The organism is Streptomyces sp. NPDC048506 (genome assembly GCF_040651315.1).
Lineage (GTDB): Bacteria > Actinomycetota > Actinomycetes > Streptomycetales > Streptomycetaceae > Streptomyces.
The window spans coordinates 149878-165611 of record NZ_JBEZIX010000010.1; the positions used below are offsets into that span (position 1 = coordinate 149878).

A 15734-nucleotide genomic window follows, 5' to 3' on the forward strand; every position below is an offset into this window, starting at 1 on the left:
AACGGCCGCGCCGCCACCCGTTCATCCGGGTGGCGGCGCGGCCGTTGGTCTCAGCGGGAGTTCGCTGCGGTGCTCACTCCCACTCGATGGTGCCCGGCGGCTTGCTGGTGACGTCGAGGACGACGCGGTTCACGTCGGAGACCTCGTTCGTGATGCGGGTGGAGATCTTCGCCAGCACCTCGTACGGGAGGCGCGACCAGTCGGCCGTCATGGCGTCCTCGGAGGAGACCGGGCGCAGCACGATCGGGTGGCCGTAGGTACGGCCGTCGCCCTGGACACCCACCGAGCGGACGTCGGCGAGCAGCACGACCGGGCACTGCCAGATGTCGCGGTCCAGGCCGGCCGCGGTCAGCTCCTCGCGGGCGATGGCGTCGGCCTCGCGCAGCAGGTCCAGCCGCTCCTTCGTCACCTCGCCGACGATGCGGATGCCGAGCCCGGGACCCGGGAACGGCTGGCGGTGGACGATCTCGTCGGGCAGGCCCAGCTCGGCGCCGACCATCCGGACCTCGTCCTTGAAGAGCTTGCGCAGCGGCTCGATGAGCTCGAACTCAAGGTCCTCGGGGAGGCCGCCCACGTTGTGGTGGGACTTGATGTTCGCGGTGCCGGTGCCGCCACCGGACTCGACGACGTCCGGGTAGAGGGTGCCCTGCACCAGGAACTTGACCGGCTGGTCGTTCGGGGCCGCGGCGACGATCTCGGCCTCGGCCTGCTCGAAGACCCGGATGAACTCCCGGCCGATGATCTTCCGCTTCTCCTCGGGGTCGCAGACCCCGGCGAGCGCGTCCAGGAACCGCTGCTGTGCGTCGACGACCTTCAGCTCGACGCCGGTGGCCGCGACGAAGTCCTTCTCGACCTGCTCGGTCTCGTCCTTGCGCATCAGGCCGTGGTCGACGTACACGCAGGTCAGCTGCGAGCCGATGGCCTTCTGTACGAGGGCGGCGGCGACGGCGGAGTCCACGCCGCCGGACAGCCCGCAGATCGCGCGCTTGGTGCCGACCTGGGCGCGGATCGCCTCGACCTGCTCCTCGATGACGTTGCCGGTGGTCCACGACGGCTGGATGCCGGCACCGCGGTAGAGGAAGTGCTCCAGGACCTGCTGGCCGTACGTGGAGTGCATCACCTCGGGGTGGTGCTGCACGCCGTACAGCTTCTTCGCGTCGTTCTCGAAGGCCGCGACGGGGACGAGGTCGGTCGAGGCGGTGACCGTGAAGCCCTCGGGAGCGGCGCTGCACGCGTCGCCGTGGGACATCCACACCGACTGCTCGGCCGGGGTGCCCTCGAAGAGCGTCGAGTCGGGCTTGGAGACGGCCAGCGCGGTGCGGCCGTACTCACGGGCTCCGGTGTTGTCGACGGTGCCGCCGAGGGTGGTGGCCATCAGCTGGAAGCCGTAGCACATGCCGAAGACCGGGACACCGGCCTCGAAGAGGGCGCGGTCCAGGCGCGGCGCGCCCTCCGCATAGACCGACGAGGGACCGCCGGAGAGGATGATCGCCGCGGGGTTCTTGGCGAGCATCTCGGCCACCGGCATGGTGGACGGCACGATCTCGCTGTAGACCCGGGCCTCACGGACGCGACGGGCGATGAGCTGGGCGTACTGTGCGCCGAAGTCGACGACCAGGACGGTGTCGGGGGCGGCGGCAGCGGGGGACGCTGAGGGCACGGCGGCGGCCTTCCGGCGAGCAGTGAGCAGGGGTTCTGTTTGTCGATTCTAACGGCGCGCGGGAGCGGTCATTCGTCTCACCATCCGAACCATCCCGGGCCCGCCTTGACCCTGACGGTGCGCAGGCGGGCATACTGGAGCTGTGACCAAGCAGCTCAGCTTCCTCTTTACCTATGGCAACCGGCCCGCCGGTAGCCATGGACGTGCTGCTTGAACCACTGACAAGCGACTTCCCAGGCGCCCCGGGCCGACAAGGTCCGGGGCGCCTGTCGTTCGTCGGGACCGATCGTCGGCTCCGGGGCCACTCACCCCAGGAGACACGGACATGAGCACGGAGACCACCAGCCCCGCCCCCGCCCGCACCCCCGGCACCGGCGCACGCACGGCGACGGCGGACGACGTCATCGCCGACGCCCGGAGCCGGATCGACGATCTCGACGGCCGGATCATCGGCCTGGTGCAGGAACGGATGGCCGTCTCGGCGGTGATCCAGCAGGAGCGCATCTCCTCCGGCGGGCGGCGGGTGCACCTCGCCCGCGAGATGGAGATCCTCGCGCACTACCGCAACCAGCTCGGCAAGCCGGGCACCGCGCTCGCGATGACCCTGCTGGAACTGTCCCGGGGCCGGATCTGACGGCGGGCCGGCGGGTGCCGGACGCGCCGGGCATACGGGCGGACGTGCCGGGCTGCCGGACTGCCGGACTGCCGGATGTGGCCTGATGCGTTCGGTGTTCGGTCGGTTTCGGGGTGTGTCGGGAGCGCGTGGCAAAGGGGCGCGCGCCCGGCGCAGCTGCCGGATCTGAGTTCGGTTGCCGACTCACCCGTACGGCGCGTGACCGGCCGCCGCGAGGCTTCGTTGTTCCCGGTGCCACGCCAGCCAGGCGCGGCCTTGCAGGACTACGCGTAGACGCCGCCCCACGGGCGGAAATCCGGAGCGATGAGACGCCGGCCGCTCGCCGCGGTCCGCGTCGTGGGACCTCGCTCCGGTGCCGTGGCCGGTCAGCAGGGGACAGCAGCCCGGTCACAAACCGATGGGGTGGTCGGTCCTGGGGACGCCCGGGACCGACCGCATCCGGTCGAAACGGTTGCGCCAGGTGAGGCGTATCCAGGACGATGCTTGACGAACGACGCACCGCGTCCGGTATGGACTTTTACACTGCCATTGGTCCGACCAACGCGGGATCCGCACCATCGAGCACCACCCCGCACCACCCATGAGCCAGCGGCGCTACCCCCCCCCCCAGCGCCGCCCGTCGGTGCCGGCGCTGCCCTGACGCCGGCACCGAAAGCCAAGGGCCCCGTGGCCGTCCGCACACCCCCCCTCGCGGACGGCATCCGGGGCCCTTCGCTGTGCGCCGGCCGTGCGCCCCCTGTGAGGCGACTGTGGCGGATGTGAGGGGCATCACGTCACCAATTCCGTTCGAGCAGACAACCTTTTTTGGCCATGCTCAGTCACGTATCTGCAATCGCACGGCCACACCGCGCCCCCACCGCGTGGCCCCTACCAATTTGTGCCGCCCAACGGCACATCGGACCCCGAGAGGTCTGCTTGATGAAGCTTCGCCGTGCCCTGACGGTCGCCGCCGCGACGGCCGTCATAGCTCCCGCCGCCCTGATGACGGCCCCCGCCGCGTTCGCGACCGGCACCGACGCCGAGTCCGGCGTGAGCGCCGAGCCGACGCCCGGCACCCCCGACTCGGACCAGGCCGACGGCGGCACCAGCACGCAGCCGGAGACCCCGGCCGCCGGCGACCAGACCACGCCGACCCCGGACGCCACGCCGGCCGACGACACCAAGCCCGGTACGGAGACCGGCGGTGACGAGGCCCAGCCGTCCGCCCCGGCCACCCCGAGCGGCGACACCAAGCCCAGCAGCACCCCGAAGCCCTCCACCTCGGCCACGCCCACCGCCAAGCCGACCGCGAAGCCCACCGACGACCCGACCTGCGCCAAGCAGTCGGACGAGGCGGCGATCAGCACCGAACTGCGCGGTCTGCCCAGCAAGGTCGTGGCCGGTTCCGGGTGGAAGAACTTCACCTTCCGCGCCACCAACACCTCCGACAAGGCCATGAAGTCGGTCGACGCGTACGTCGCGCTGGCCGGCGTCAGCAACGGCGACTTCGACGACGTCTCGAAGCTGCTGACCGTGCAGTGGTACGACGAGGACACCCGCGCCTGGGAGTCCATCACCGACGAGGACGGCTACTTCGCCTCCGTCGACGACCTGAAGCCCGGTGAGTACGCGGACGCCAAGCTGCGGCTGAAGGTCGACGCCAAGACCCCGGGCAGCTACGGCTTCGCGTTCACCGTCGGCGCGTACCACAACCAGGACGACGTCTGCGGCTTCTCGGACGTCGCGGAGTACGACTTCGACATCCTGGTCGCGGGCAGCAAGCCGGGCAGCGTGCCGCCGGCCAAGAGCAAGCCGGGCAAGAAGGCCCCCAACAAGCCCGCTCCGCAGGGCGACCTGAAGGAGATCCCGGCCACCGGCAAGCTCGCCGAGACCGGTTCGTCCTCCGCGCTGCCGACCATCGCCCTCGTGGGCGGGGTCGCGATGGCCGTGGGTGCGGGCGCGATCGTCGTCGTCCGCCGTCGTAAGACGTCCGGCGCCGCGGCCGCGTAACCGGTGACAGGGGCGAGGGGCCGCACCGGTGGACCGGGGCGGCCCCTCGTCGCTAGGTGAGGGACGTCTTCGGCGCGGCCGGTGGGACCTGTGGGACGGGCAGGAACGGCAGGTTCAGCGCGCCGTAGGCCTTCGCCGGGACGGCGGGGCGCACCGGCTCGACGGGGGCCAGCCGCAGGTAGGACCGTCCCTGGGCGGGGCGCGGGTCCGGCTCGCCCTTGTTGGGCCACAGGGACATCGCCCGCTCGGCCTGCGCCGTGATGGTCAGCGACGGGTTGACGCCGAGGTTGGCGGAGACCGCGGCGCCGTCGACGACCGAGATGCCCGGGTGGCCGTAGAGGCGGTGGTAGGGGTCGATGACGCCGGAGGCGGCCGAGTCGCCGATCGGGCAGCCGCCGAGGAAGTGCGCGGTGAGCGGAGTGCCCATCAGCTCGCCGATGTTGGAGCCCGCGAAGCCGTTGATCTCCTCGGCGAGCAGGGTCGCCGCCCGGGTGGCCTCGGGGATCTGGTTCGGGTTCGGGGCGCCGTGGCCCTGGCGCGCGGTGAGCAGGCCCTTGCCCGGCCCGCTCGGCTTCCGGTACGTGGTCAGGGAGTTGTCGAGGGACTGCATGACCAGGCCGATGATGGTCCGCTCCGACCAGCGGCGGTTGGACAGCGAGCGCACCGCCAGCCAGGGGTGGCGGGCCACGTTCGCCAGCCAGCCGGCGACCCGCCCCACCGGGCGGTAGGGCACCTGGAGGATCGTCAAGCCGCCCATCGAGTTGGAGCCCTTGCCGTACCGGACCGGTTCGATGTGGGTGTTCTCGTCGGGGTGGATGGAGGAGGTGATCGCCACGCCCTTGGTGAAGTCGACCTTCGTCCCGCCGTGCCGCTTCCGGTAGCGCCGGTCGTCGGTCTGCGCGCCCACCAGCGCCTCGGAGTTGGTGCGGGTCAGCGTGCCGAGGCGGCCGGATAGGTACGGGAGCAGACCGCTGTCCTTCATGCGGTGCAGCAGGGTCTGCGTGCCGTACGTGCCGGCCGCGAGGACCACCCGCCGGGCCGTGAACGTCCGGCCCGCGCCCTTCTTCTTGTCGTCCGTCGGCAGTGTGGTGACCGCGAAGCCGCCGCGGGAGTCCTCGGTGAGCGCGACCACCGACGTCATCGGGTGGATGACCGCCCCGGCGCGCTCGGCGAGGTGGAGGTAGTTCTCGTTGAGGGTGTTCTTCGCGCCGTGGCGGCAGCCCGTCATGCACGCGCCGCACTCGGTGCACGCGGTGCGGGCGGGGCCCGCGCCGCCGAAGTACGGGTCGGGGACCTCCTCGCCGGGGGCCGCCGTGGCTGTACCGGCCCCGTCCCCGCCACACGCGTCCCGGCCGTCGCCGAAGAACACGCCGACCGGCGCCATATGGAAGGAGTCGCCGACGCCCATGGCCTCGGCGGTCGCCTTCAGATGGACGTCGGACGGCGTCATCGTCGGGTTGAGCCGCACGCCCAGCATCCGCTGGGCCTGCTCGTAGTACGGCTTGAGCTCCGCCTGCCAGTCGGTGATGTCCTTCCACTGCGGGTCGTCGAAGAACGCCTTCGGCGGTACGTAGAGGGTGTTGGCGTAGTTCAGCGAACCGCCGCCGACCCCGGCGCCCGCCAGCACCATCACATTGCCGAGGAGGTGGATGCGCTGGATGCCGTAGAGACCGAGCGCCGGGGCCCACAGGTAGTTCTTCAGGTCCCAGGAGTTCTTCGGGAGCGTCTCGCGGGTGAAGCGGCGGCCGGCCTCCAGGACGCCGACCCGGTAGCCCTTCTCGGTCAACCGCAGCGCCGACACCGCACCGCCGAAGCCGGAGCCGACGACCAGCACGTCGTAGTCGTAACCGTCGTCCCGGCCGTCCGGGGCGGCGTCCTGTTTCCGGGCAGAGTTCTCCTGGGGCACTGGCTCTCCCTGCGGGTCGTTGGCAAAACGGCCGGGTCAGGCCGGGTCTTCCGGGCCGGCCGTGGCCCCTCCTCGGGCCACGGCCGTCCGCGGTCTCTCACCTCAGCCGGAACGCCTTCATCGCGCGCAGGCTGCGGGTCATGAACTGGGCGTAGGACTCGTCGGTCATCCCGAAGGACGGTGCGAGCGGCAGCAGGCGCTGGTGGGCGACGGTCTGCGCCTCGGTGTACTTGAGGATGCCCTCGGAGCCGTGCCGGCGGCCCAGGCCCGAGTCGCCCATGCCGCCCATCGGGGACTGGACGCTGCCGTAGCCGGCGGCGTAGGACTCGTTGATGTTGACCGTGCCGGTGCGCAGCCGGGCGGCGAGCGCGCGGCCGCGGCGGCCGTCCTTCGTCCAGACGCTGGAGTTCAGGCCGTACGGCGTGGCGTTGGCGAGCGCCACCGCCTCGTCCTCGTCGCTGAAGCGGTAGACCGAGACGACCGGGCCGAAGGTCTCCTCGTCGCAGACGGCCATCGGGGCCTGCACCCCGTCGAGGATGGTCGGCTCGTAGAAGAGGGGGCCGATGTCGGGGCGGGGGCGGCCGCCGGCGACCAGCTTCGCGCCCTTGGCGACGGCCTCCTCGACGTGCCGGGTGACGGTCTCCAGCTGGCGTTCGCCGACCAGCGAGCCCATGTCGGCGCCGTACGTCAGGGAGTTGCCCAGCCGCATCGCCTTCGTCCGGGCGGCGAAGCGCGCCAGGAAGTCGTCGGCGATGGACTCGTGGACGTACAGCCGCTCGATGGAGATGCAGAGCTGGCCGGCGGAGGAGAAGCAGCCGCGGACGGCGCCGGCGGCGGCCTTCTCGACGTCGGCGTCCCGAAGGACCAACATGGCGTTCTTGCCGCCGAGTTCGAGGGAGACGCCGACCAGGCGGGCGGCGGCGCCCTGGGCGACCTCGCGGCCGGTGCGGGTCGAGCCGGTGAAGGAGACATAGTCGGCGTGTTCGACGACGGCGGGGCCGACGACCGGACCCTCGCCGATCACGACCTGCCAGACGTCCTCCGGCAGTCCGGCCTCGATGAGCTGCTCACGGGCCCACAGCGCGGTCAGCGCGGTCTCCGTGTCGGGCTTCATCACCACGGCGTTGCCCGCGACGAAGGCCGGCAGGGCATCGCCCACGGACAGTTCGAGGGGGTAGTTCCAGGGGGCGATCTGCCCGACGACGCCGCGCGGATGGCGGAGTTCGGTGACCTTGGTGAGGGTGGGCACGACGCCGGTGTGGCCCCTGGGCCTGAGGTAGGCGGGGCCCTTGCGGCCGTAGTGGCGGGCGGCGACCGCGACCGCCTGCACCTCCTCATGGGCGTGCAGCCGGGCCTTGCCGGTCTCCAGCTGGATCAGGTCGAGCACCTCGGCCTGGCGGCGCAGCACCAGGTCGTGGAAGCGGAGCAGGACCGCGGCGCGCTGCCTGACCGGCACCTTGGCCCACCGCTCCTGGGCGGCACGGGCCCGCTCGAAGGCGGTGGCGACGTCCTCGGGCGTGGACTCGGGCAGGTCGGCCAGCTTCTCGCCGGTGAACGGGGTGTGGTTGGCGGTCCGGCCACTGCCGACGACACCGCGGGTCAGCCGGGCGGCGACCTCGGGGGTGATCACATCGGCGGCGGTACGGGCGCCGGGCGGGGCGGCCGCGACCGGGTTGCCGTCGGGGGCCTCGGCGGCCTCCGTGGGGGCCTCGGCGGCCTCCGTGGAGGCGTCGGCGGGGGCCTCGTCGGCGGCGGAGGTGGCGGCACCTCCCACGCGGGCGGAGTCGAGCGTGGGGGCTGTTCCGGTGTCCTGCGAGTCCGTCATGCCGGCGAGGGTATTCCTCCCCGGACGCTTTGTGTACCCGGCAGTAACGGGTTTTCACGCGGTGCCCACAATCGCGCCAGTGTCTGCTGGCCGCAACGGCTCTGGTCAGGGCGGACCCGGACGCCCCGGGTCACGCCCCGGTCAGCTTGAACGCGTCGACGGCGGTGTCGAAGTGCCGCTTGGCCTCCGCGCGCGAACCGAGCGGCGAGGAGATCCATACGTCGATCATCTGCCCGCCCTCGTCCCAGCTGAGGTCGTAGGTGTAGCGCGAGCCGCCGTCCGCCGCGCTGCCGTCCCAGACGAACTGCCAGAGCCCGGCCTGGAGCCCCTTGTGGGTGGTCTCGGCGACCTTGCCCTGGCGGTATCCGCGGTAGTGGGCGGGGCCCTCGGCGTCCGCCGTCCGCATCGCCTGGATCGGGCCCTCCGGCGGCGGCTTCTGGAGCTGGACGCCGATCCGGAACCGCTTGCCCTGGGAGTAGTAGTAGACCCGGTCGTTCTCGTAGGAGCGGGTGAAGCCCTCCGGTACGGCGAACGCGAAGCCGGCCGGGTCGCGGACGGGGCGGTAGCCGGTCGGGACCCGGGTGCCGTCGGTCGAGGTGGGCGAGGAGCTGCCCGGCAGGGCGGGCTTCGGTGTGCCGGGCTTGGGTGTGACGGGGCGCTGCGTCGTGGTGTCCGAGGCCTGCTCGGAGCGGCTGGGGTCGCCGTTCCGGCCGGCGCCGTCGTCGGCGCCGTCCTGGTTGTTCATCAGCAGCGCCGTGGTGCCCGCGGCGGCACCGCCGACCACCACCGCGGCCGCAATGAGTAGCGCCACCCGGGTGCGGCCGGTGTGCGGACGGGCTGCGGCGGCCAGCGCCCGCTCGTCGAGGGCGTCGCGGATCGGCAGGCCCGGGGTGCGGCCGCCCGTGCCGCCGGCGGGCCACACGGGGTCGGGTCCGGGAGCCGTACGGCCGGGACCGGGCGGGACGGGCGACGGGGTACGGGCGGCGAGCGGGTCCTCGCTGGGCGGGTGTTCACCGGGGTGGCCGCCGCCGGGGCCGTCGTACGAGGGAGCGTGCGGGTCCGGGCCGCGCGCACCGGCCACCGCCTCGGCGGCGAACCCCGCGCCTCCCGCCCCGAAGCCCGGGGTGCGGCCGGCCCCGCGGCCCCGGTGTCCGCCCGCCCGGCGCTCCGGGGCGCGGCCCGACTGGAGGTAGCCGCGCAGCAGTTGCTCGGTCTCGACCACGTCGAGGCGGTGCTCGGGATCGCGCTCCAGCAGGCCGCGGACGACGGCGTGCAGCGGGCGGGCGGGCTCGGGGAGCTGGATGTCGTCGTACACGACGGCGTGCAGGATCCCGCCCAGCGAGTCGCGGCGGAACGGCGACTCCCCGCTGAGCGCGGCGCACAGCAGCACGCCGAGCGACCAGAGGTCGGCCTCGGGGCCGGTGCCGCGGCCGGCCATCCGCTCCGGGGCGGTGTACTCGGGCGAGCCGACGAAGCCGCCGGCGTCGGTGAGCGTGGTGACGCCGGGGACCTGGGCGATGCCGAAGTCGGTCAGCACGACCCGGCCGGTGCCCGACTCCATCAGGACGTTGGCGGGCTTGAGGTCGCGGTGCAGCACGCCGCGGGTGTGCGCCGCCCGCAGCGCGCCCAGCAGCGCGATGCCGATCCGGGCCGCCTCGCGCGGGGCGACCGGGCCGCCGCTGTGCAGCCGGTCGGCCAGTGACAGGCCCTCCACCAGCTCCATCACGATCCACGGGCGGCCGTCCTGCTCGACGACGTCATGGACGACGATCACATTGGGGTGCTTGATCTGGGCGACCGTCCGCGCCTCGCGCATCGCCCGCTCGCGCTGCACCCGCGACTCGGTCTCGGCGGTTCCCTCGTCCAAGTGCAGTTCCTTGACCGCGACATGACGGCCCAACAGTTCGTCGGTGGCCCGCCAGACCGTACCCATGCCGCCGCGGCCCAGCCGAATGTCCAGGCGGTACCGTCCACCGATGAGGCGGCCCTCGCCCCCGAAGATCCCCATGCCCCCATCTTGCCGCACCGGCCCCCGCCCGGCGGGGTCGGCACCCCATGCGGCCGGCCGGTCCGCCGGCCCTTCCGCCCGATCTGCCGGTGACCTGCCGCTGACCTGCCGCGCTGTGATGCACTTCCCTCATGGAGGCAGTTGTTGCGAGCATCGTGGCCGTCATCGGCACCCTGTTGGGCTCCGGCGTCACCCACGTCTTCCAGAGCCGGGCGATCGACCGGAGCGAGCGGTTCGCCCGCGCGGAGCGGCTGCGGCAGGAGCGCATCGACGCGTACTGCGCCTACGCGGGAGCGCTGCTGGACTACCGGCGGGTGCTCGTCCACCGCTGGTTCGTGCTGCACGAGGAGGACCGCTGCGACGAGGATTCCCCGGAGCTGCGCGAGGAGGTGTACAAGACCCGGTACGCGGCCCAAGAGGCCATGTTCCGGGCGCAGATGGTCAGCGACGACCCCGATGTGCTCGACCTGACCGAGCGGCTGATGACGGAGGTGACCGAGCTGCACTGGGTCGACGACCAGCAGGCCCTCACCGCGCGGCGGGCCGCCACCCGCCAGGCCATCCGGGACTTCGTCGCCGCCACCGCCCGACATGTGCGCTGAACACACCAATTCCCGGGCCCGACACACGAGGTGGAACCTCCACCGGCTCCCGCACCGTCCTTGACACAGTGAGGCTGCCGTGCGGGACGGGCCGGTGCGGCGGCCGCGACAGGTGGAGCGGGGGTCGGTCATGGTGATGCAGGACGGTGGAACGGTGGACGTCCGGCCGGGCACCGCCCCCGGCCGGGCCGCGCCCGAGCACGGCAACGCCTACCTCGCGACCGGGCTGAGCCTCGCCCTCTACGGTGGCACGCTGATCGCCTGGACGGTCTACGGCATCGCCCAAGGCGGCGGCGGCTTCGGGGACTTCCTGGAGGGCCTGTTCAACCCCGGCGCCTCCCCCGCGTCCCAGGTGCTCGGCCCGTACGAATGGTCCTTCACCGTCGTGTTCCTGGTGATCGCGGGGCTCGCCCTGGCACAGCGGCGGGTGGCCCGTTCCGCGGCGCTGCTGTCGGCCCTGCTGCTGCTCGCGGTCTCCGTGCGGGAGGGCGTGGGCCTGCTCGACGCGGCCTACCGCGACCAGTACCGCAACGACCCGCTGGGCGGTTGGACGCTCGCCACCAGGGGGTTGGGGCTGGTGGTCGCGGTGGTCGTGCTGTGCGCGATGCTGCCCGCCTCGGAGCGGCGGCGGAGCGGTCCCGGCAAGGGGCGGCCGGCCGTCCGCCCGGACGCCGGCTGGCGCCGCCCGTCCCGGATCTGCGGGGTGCTCTTCCTGCTGCTGGGCCTGGCCCGGCTGGGCTGGACGGTACGGGACCTGACGGCCAGCGGGCTGGGCGCGGCGCACTATCTGCGCGGCGCGGTCGACGGCTCCCTGCTGGGCACGCTGGACCTGGCGGCGACGGTGGAGTTCACCACCGTCAGCTCGGTGGCGGTGCTGCTGGTCCTCGGGGTGCTGGCGCTGCGGGCGCGGCACGACGTCCGGGGCGCGCTGCTGGTGTTCGCGGGCGTCGAGCTGTACCTGACCGTGCGGACGGTGGTCTGGCTGACCGTGACGGACTTCTTCAACCGGTCCTTCGAGACGACCGAGGGCGCGCTGTCCATGGCCACCACCGCCTACGCGTTAGCCGCCATGACGTCCGTGGTCGTGCTGGGAACCGGCCGCGGGTTCGGCTCGTACGGCGGGCTGCGGGCGGACGGCTTCCGCGCGGCGCGGGCGGGGCGTTCCTAGCGCTCTCCGCACGGCACGGGCGGGCGTTCCCAGCGCTCTCCGCGCGGCGCGGGCCGGGCGGCCGTAGGGCGTTTCCGTCTGATGGCCGTAGGGCGTTTCCGTCGGATGTGCGCGGGTTTCCGGCGGTGCGGGGGAGATCCCCCTCCGAACCGCCCCCGCACGCCAAAGACGGCCGCCGCGTGTGGGGGTCGCGGCGGCCGCCGATGTGAACTGCAACGCGTCCTGGGCTTGTGGCCTCTTCAGTGGTGCAGCATGTGAACAACTCTGCCCGTGGGGGGCTCCCCACGGCATCCTCCCGAGGTCGCGGGCTCACCCCCGCCGCTCGGCGGGGGTGCGGGTCCGTCGCAGGGCGGGGCCGGAGGACAGGGGTACGGAGTCGCGCAGCGCCGGGCGGTTCCGCAGGCCCGAACGGGCGTGAACCAGCAGGAAGCAGAAAGGGGCGGCCGGTGATCCGTGTCGCTGTGGTGGACGACGAGCGGCTGGTCAGGTCGGGGCTACGGATGATCCTGGGGACCGCCCCGGACATCGAGATGGTCGCCGACTGCGGCGGCGCGGAGGCCGTGGAGACCGTGCTGCGCTGCGCGGCCGAGGTCGTACTGCTCGACATCCGCATGCCGGACGTCGACGGGCTGACCGTGCTGCGCGGCCTGCGCGCCGCCCCCGAGCCGCCGGCCGTGGCGATGCTGACCACCTTCGACGCCCAGGAGTACCTGACCGCGGCGCTGCGCGAGGGCGCGGCCGGGTTCCTGCTCAAGGACTCCGACCCGGAACAACTGGTGCGGGCCGTTCGGACGCTGGCCGCGGGCGGCAGCGTGCTGGACCCGGGGGTGACCCGGGCGGTGATCGGGGGCTATCTGACCGCCGAGGACCAGGCCGCCGCGGCCCGCGCGGTCAGCGGGCTGACGCCGCGGGAGTCGCAGGTGCTGGCGCTGCTCGGCGAGGGGCTGGGCAACGCCCAGATCGCCGACCGGATGGGGCTGGCCCCCAGCACCGTCAAGGACCATGTGCGGGCACTGTTGGGCAAATTGGGCGGCATCAACCGCATACAGGCGGCGATCGTCGCCGACCGGGCGGGCCTGGTGTCGGGGGCTCCGCGGGGTGGCTGGTGAGGCGCGGGGGCGGGCGGGCGCGCGCCCGCGGCGAGGCGGCCTGGCGGGCCTTCGCGCAGGGGGTGTGGGCGCGGCGGCTGCGCCGGATCGCTCCGGTGGTGGTGCCGGTGCTGCTGGCGATAGCCGACGCGGTACTGGTCAACGGCCTGGAACTCGCCCTGGAGCTGGGCGTTTCGGTGGTCGCCGCGGCGGCGCTGCTGCTGCGCCGGCGCTTCCCGCTGCTGGTCTTCCTCGTCACCCTCCCCGGCCTGTACATCGGCTACATCTGGTTCGCGCCGATGATCGGGCTCTACACGCTGGCCGCGCGGCGGCCCGGCCGGGCGCGGCTGGGGGTCTGCGCGGTGCTGCTGATCGCCGCGCACTTCTTCCCGTACCCGATCTCGGACTTCGAGCTCACCGCGTACCGCGAGAACACCCTGGTGCTGATCGACGCCTGCGTCACCTCGGCCGCGCCGATCGCGCTGGGCCTGTTGGTGCGCACCCGAGGGGAGCTCGCCTCCCGCGTCGAGGACCTGACCCGCAGCCGGCAGCGCGAGGACCGGCTGCTGGCGGACCGGGTCAAGACCACCGAACGCGCCCGGCTCGCCCGCGAGATGCACGACGTGGTCGCCCATCAGGTCAGCCTGATCAGCCTTCAGGCCGGGGCGGTGCAGGTCAGCACCGCGGACGAGGCGGCGCGGACGGGCGCCCGGACGATCCGGGAGCTGTCCGTACGGACGTTGGAGGAGCTGCGGCACATGGTCGGTGTGCTGCGGGCGGACGGCGGCGAGGCGGTGGAGTCGCGCGGTCTGGCGCCCCAGCCCGATCTGGAGGAGCTGCCGCGGCTGATCGAGATGAGCGCGCTGGACGTGACCTACGAGGCCGGCGCGCCGGCCGGGGCGAGCGGCGCGAAGACCGTGGAACGGGCCGCGTTCCGCACGGTCCAGGAGGCGTTGACGAACGTGCGCAAGCACGCGCCCGGGGCGCGGGTACGGGTCCGGGTCGATCCGGTGGACGCCGGGCTGCGGGTGGAGATCCGGAACGGGCCGGCGGACGCGTCGGCGACGGCTCCCGCGCTGCCCGGCGGCGGCCACGGCCTGGTGGGGCTGCGCGAGCGGGCGCAGAGCCTCGGCGGCACGCTGGAGGCGCGTCACACCTCCGACGGGGGCTTCGTGGTGCGGGCGGAGTTCCCGTACGGGCAGGGCTCCCGTACGGAGCGGTGCGAGGAGCGGGACGCCTCGCTCTGAGGCGGGCGGGTGGTCGGGCCGGACGACGGGGCGGTCCGGGCCGGCCCGGGCGTCAGGCGGTCAGCGGTGCGGCGGCCTCGTCGACGGCGGTGCGCAGGTCCGGGTAGACCTCGAAGAGGCGGCGGACGCCGAGCGCCGCCAGCACCCGGTTGACGTGTGAGCCGTCGACGGCGCCCTGCGCGGGCAGGATCAGCCGCAGTCGCCCCTGGCACGAGCGCATCAGCCGGCGGGCGGCGATCAGCACGCCGACGCCGCTGGAGTCGCAGAACCGGACCTCGGAGAGGTCGAGTACGAGCGATCTCCGGCCGTCCGCCACCGCGTCGTGCACGTGTTGGCGCACCGCGGGCGACGTGACCAGGTCCATCTCGCCGGAGACCTGGAGTACCGCCCAGGGGCCCTGTTCGTCCTCTGCCACCTTCAACGACACGCGCTCGAAGCCTTTCGCTCGCTTTCGGACCGGATGAGCCCGGTTGCATCCGGAACTCACCCTTCCCCGGCTCGACTGCCCGGCCTCGATGCCCTGAAACACGCGTGAATCGTCGGCGCATCGGTGACACAACAGGCCGTTACCGTCCAAGGCTATGCCCAGGGGGCGGCGGCTTTTCGCCAGTATTCGATCACGCACGGATAACAGATCGCCTCATAGAGACGTGAACGGTCCATATCGAGCGACTTCATGCAGCTTCGATTGGCTTCCCCCGGGCATGAGCCCAGAGGGCGACGGCCACGGCCGTCAGTCCCTTACCACCCGCGTCCTCCCTCAGGGCGCGGTTTGCCGCAAAGGAGCGTGCATTGTCGGACCCCCGCATTACATTCGTTGTCACGGCGGATTCTGTGATCGCGCACACGGCACGGGACGAAGGCCCGTGCAGGAGTGACGGCTGAGGTGTGAGCCGACGGGCGAAGGGCAAGGATGGGGGTCCCATGGGACACGACGCGCCACCGCGCTGGGACAGGCGGATGCAGCAGCGGCTCGCCCGCGGCGAGGCGGCCGCGCTCGGTGAGCTCTACGACCGCTTCGCCTCGCTCGTGCACAGCCTCGCCCACCGCGTCCTGGACGACGAGGACGCCGCCGACCGCATCACCCGCGAAGTGTTCGGCTACATCTGGGAACACCCCGACACCTACGACCCCAAGCAGGGCTCGCTGCGCTCCTGGGTCGCCGGCCTCACCCGCCATCAGGCCGTCCAGCGGCTGCGGCAGACCGAGGCCGCCTCGGCGCGCGACTGCGGTGACGGCGCGCCCGCGCCCGCCGAGATAGAGCAGAGGATCCGCGAGGCCTCCACCGCCGCCCGCGCCGACTACATCGTCACGTCCATGCCCGCTCCCCTGCGGGCCGCACTGGAGTTGGCGTACTTCCAGCGCCGGGACTACCGCCAGACCGCCGCCGACCTGGGCGTCACCGAGGACGAGGCCCGCCGCCGGCTCCGCCTCGGCCTGCAACTGCTGTCCACCGCCCACAACCACCAGGCCCTGCCGCCCACCCACCGCACCACGTACTCGTCGAGCACCGTGCGCGCCACCCCGGCGTCATCTCCGGCGGCGTCCCCGGCGTCACAACCGCCGCACGCGCCCCCTGTGCCCCGTGCACCGCACGGCCGGCACAC

11 protein-coding genes and 1 pseudogene are annotated in these 15734 nt (G+C 72.9%); 7 read left to right on the forward strand and 5 right to left on the reverse strand.

Annotated elements, in window-relative coordinates; translation table 11 throughout:
- Positions 1–73: 73 nt before the first annotated feature.
- Positions 74–1660: a glutamine-hydrolyzing GMP synthase gene (gene guaA, locus AB0C96_RS10725; RefSeq protein ID WP_362915822.1), complete on the reverse strand. Its 1587-nt coding sequence runs from the start codon at positions 1658–1660 to the stop codon at positions 74–76.
- A gap of 325 nt (positions 1661–1985) precedes the next feature.
- Here guaA and AB0C96_RS10730 point away from each other — a divergent pair, with 325 nt between their 5' ends.
- Together AB0C96_RS10730 and AB0C96_RS10735 are read left to right on the forward strand one after the other, a co-directional pair.
- On the forward strand, positions 1986–2294 hold the full coding sequence (locus AB0C96_RS10730; RefSeq protein ID WP_362915824.1) for a chorismate mutase: 309 nt from the start codon (positions 1986–1988) through the stop codon (positions 2292–2294).
- Positions 2295–3212: 918 nt separating this feature from the next.
- A complete protein-coding gene (locus AB0C96_RS10735; protein ID WP_362915826.1) occupies positions 3213–4283 on the forward strand; it encodes an LAETG motif-containing sortase-dependent surface protein in 1071 nt (356 codons plus the stop codon).
- A 52-nt stretch (positions 4284–4335) separates the two neighbouring features.
- Here AB0C96_RS10735 and AB0C96_RS10740 read toward each other — a convergent pair whose 3' ends face one another.
- From AB0C96_RS10740 to AB0C96_RS10750, 3 genes are all read right to left on the reverse strand, one after another.
- On the reverse strand, positions 4336–6189 hold the full coding sequence (locus AB0C96_RS10740; RefSeq protein ID WP_362915828.1) for a GMC family oxidoreductase: 1854 nt from the start codon (positions 6187–6189) through the stop codon (positions 4336–4338).
- 97 nt (positions 6190–6286) lie between these two features.
- Positions 6287–8014 (reverse strand): succinic semialdehyde dehydrogenase, encoded by a 1728-nt coding sequence (locus AB0C96_RS10745; RefSeq protein WP_362915830.1) that lies wholly within the window; start codon positions 8012–8014, stop codon positions 6287–6289.
- A 130-nt stretch (positions 8015–8144) separates the two neighbouring features.
- A complete protein-coding gene (locus AB0C96_RS10750; protein WP_362915832.1) occupies positions 8145–10022 on the reverse strand; it encodes a protein kinase in 1878 nt (625 codons plus the stop codon).
- 131 nt (positions 10023–10153) lie between these two features.
- Here AB0C96_RS10750 and AB0C96_RS10755 point away from each other — a divergent pair, with 131 nt between their 5' ends.
- The 4 genes from AB0C96_RS10755 to AB0C96_RS10770 all read left to right on the forward strand — a co-directional run bounded on the left by AB0C96_RS10755 (position 10154) and on the right by AB0C96_RS10770 (position 14127).
- The gene (locus tag AB0C96_RS10755) at positions 10154–10624 is read left to right on the forward strand and encodes a hypothetical protein (RefSeq protein WP_362915834.1); all 471 of its coding nucleotides are present in this window, start codon (positions 10154–10156) and stop codon (positions 10622–10624) included.
- A gap of 130 nt (positions 10625–10754) precedes the next feature.
- The gene (locus AB0C96_RS10760; protein ID WP_362915836.1) at positions 10755–11792 is read left to right on the forward strand and encodes a hypothetical protein; all 1038 of its coding nucleotides are present in this window, start codon (positions 10755–10757) and stop codon (positions 11790–11792) included.
- A gap of 446 nt (positions 11793–12238) precedes the next feature.
- Positions 12239–12901 carry a response regulator transcription factor gene (locus AB0C96_RS10765; RefSeq protein ID WP_362915838.1) on the forward strand — a complete coding sequence of 221 codons (663 nt, stop codon included), beginning with the start codon at positions 12239–12241 and terminating at the stop codon, positions 12899–12901.
- 62 nt (positions 12902–12963) lie between these two features.
- Positions 12964–14127 carry a histidine kinase gene (locus tag AB0C96_RS10770; protein WP_362915905.1) on the forward strand — a complete coding sequence of 388 codons (1164 nt, stop codon included), beginning with the start codon at positions 12964–12966 and terminating at the stop codon, positions 14125–14127.
- A 52-nt stretch (positions 14128–14179) separates the two neighbouring features.
- Here AB0C96_RS10770 and AB0C96_RS10775 read toward each other — a convergent pair whose 3' ends face one another.
- Complete coding sequence (locus AB0C96_RS10775; RefSeq protein WP_362915840.1) at positions 14180–14554, reverse strand: STAS domain-containing protein; 375 nt, start codon at positions 14552–14554, stop codon at positions 14180–14182.
- A gap of 497 nt (positions 14555–15051) precedes the next feature.
- On the opposite strand from AB0C96_RS10775, the pseudogene AB0C96_RS10780 reads away from it, so the two are divergent.
- Positions 15052–15588 (forward strand): annotated as a pseudogene (locus AB0C96_RS10780) (sigma-70 family RNA polymerase sigma factor); the annotation flags it as partial.
- Between the last annotated feature and the right edge of the window lie 146 nt (positions 15589–15734).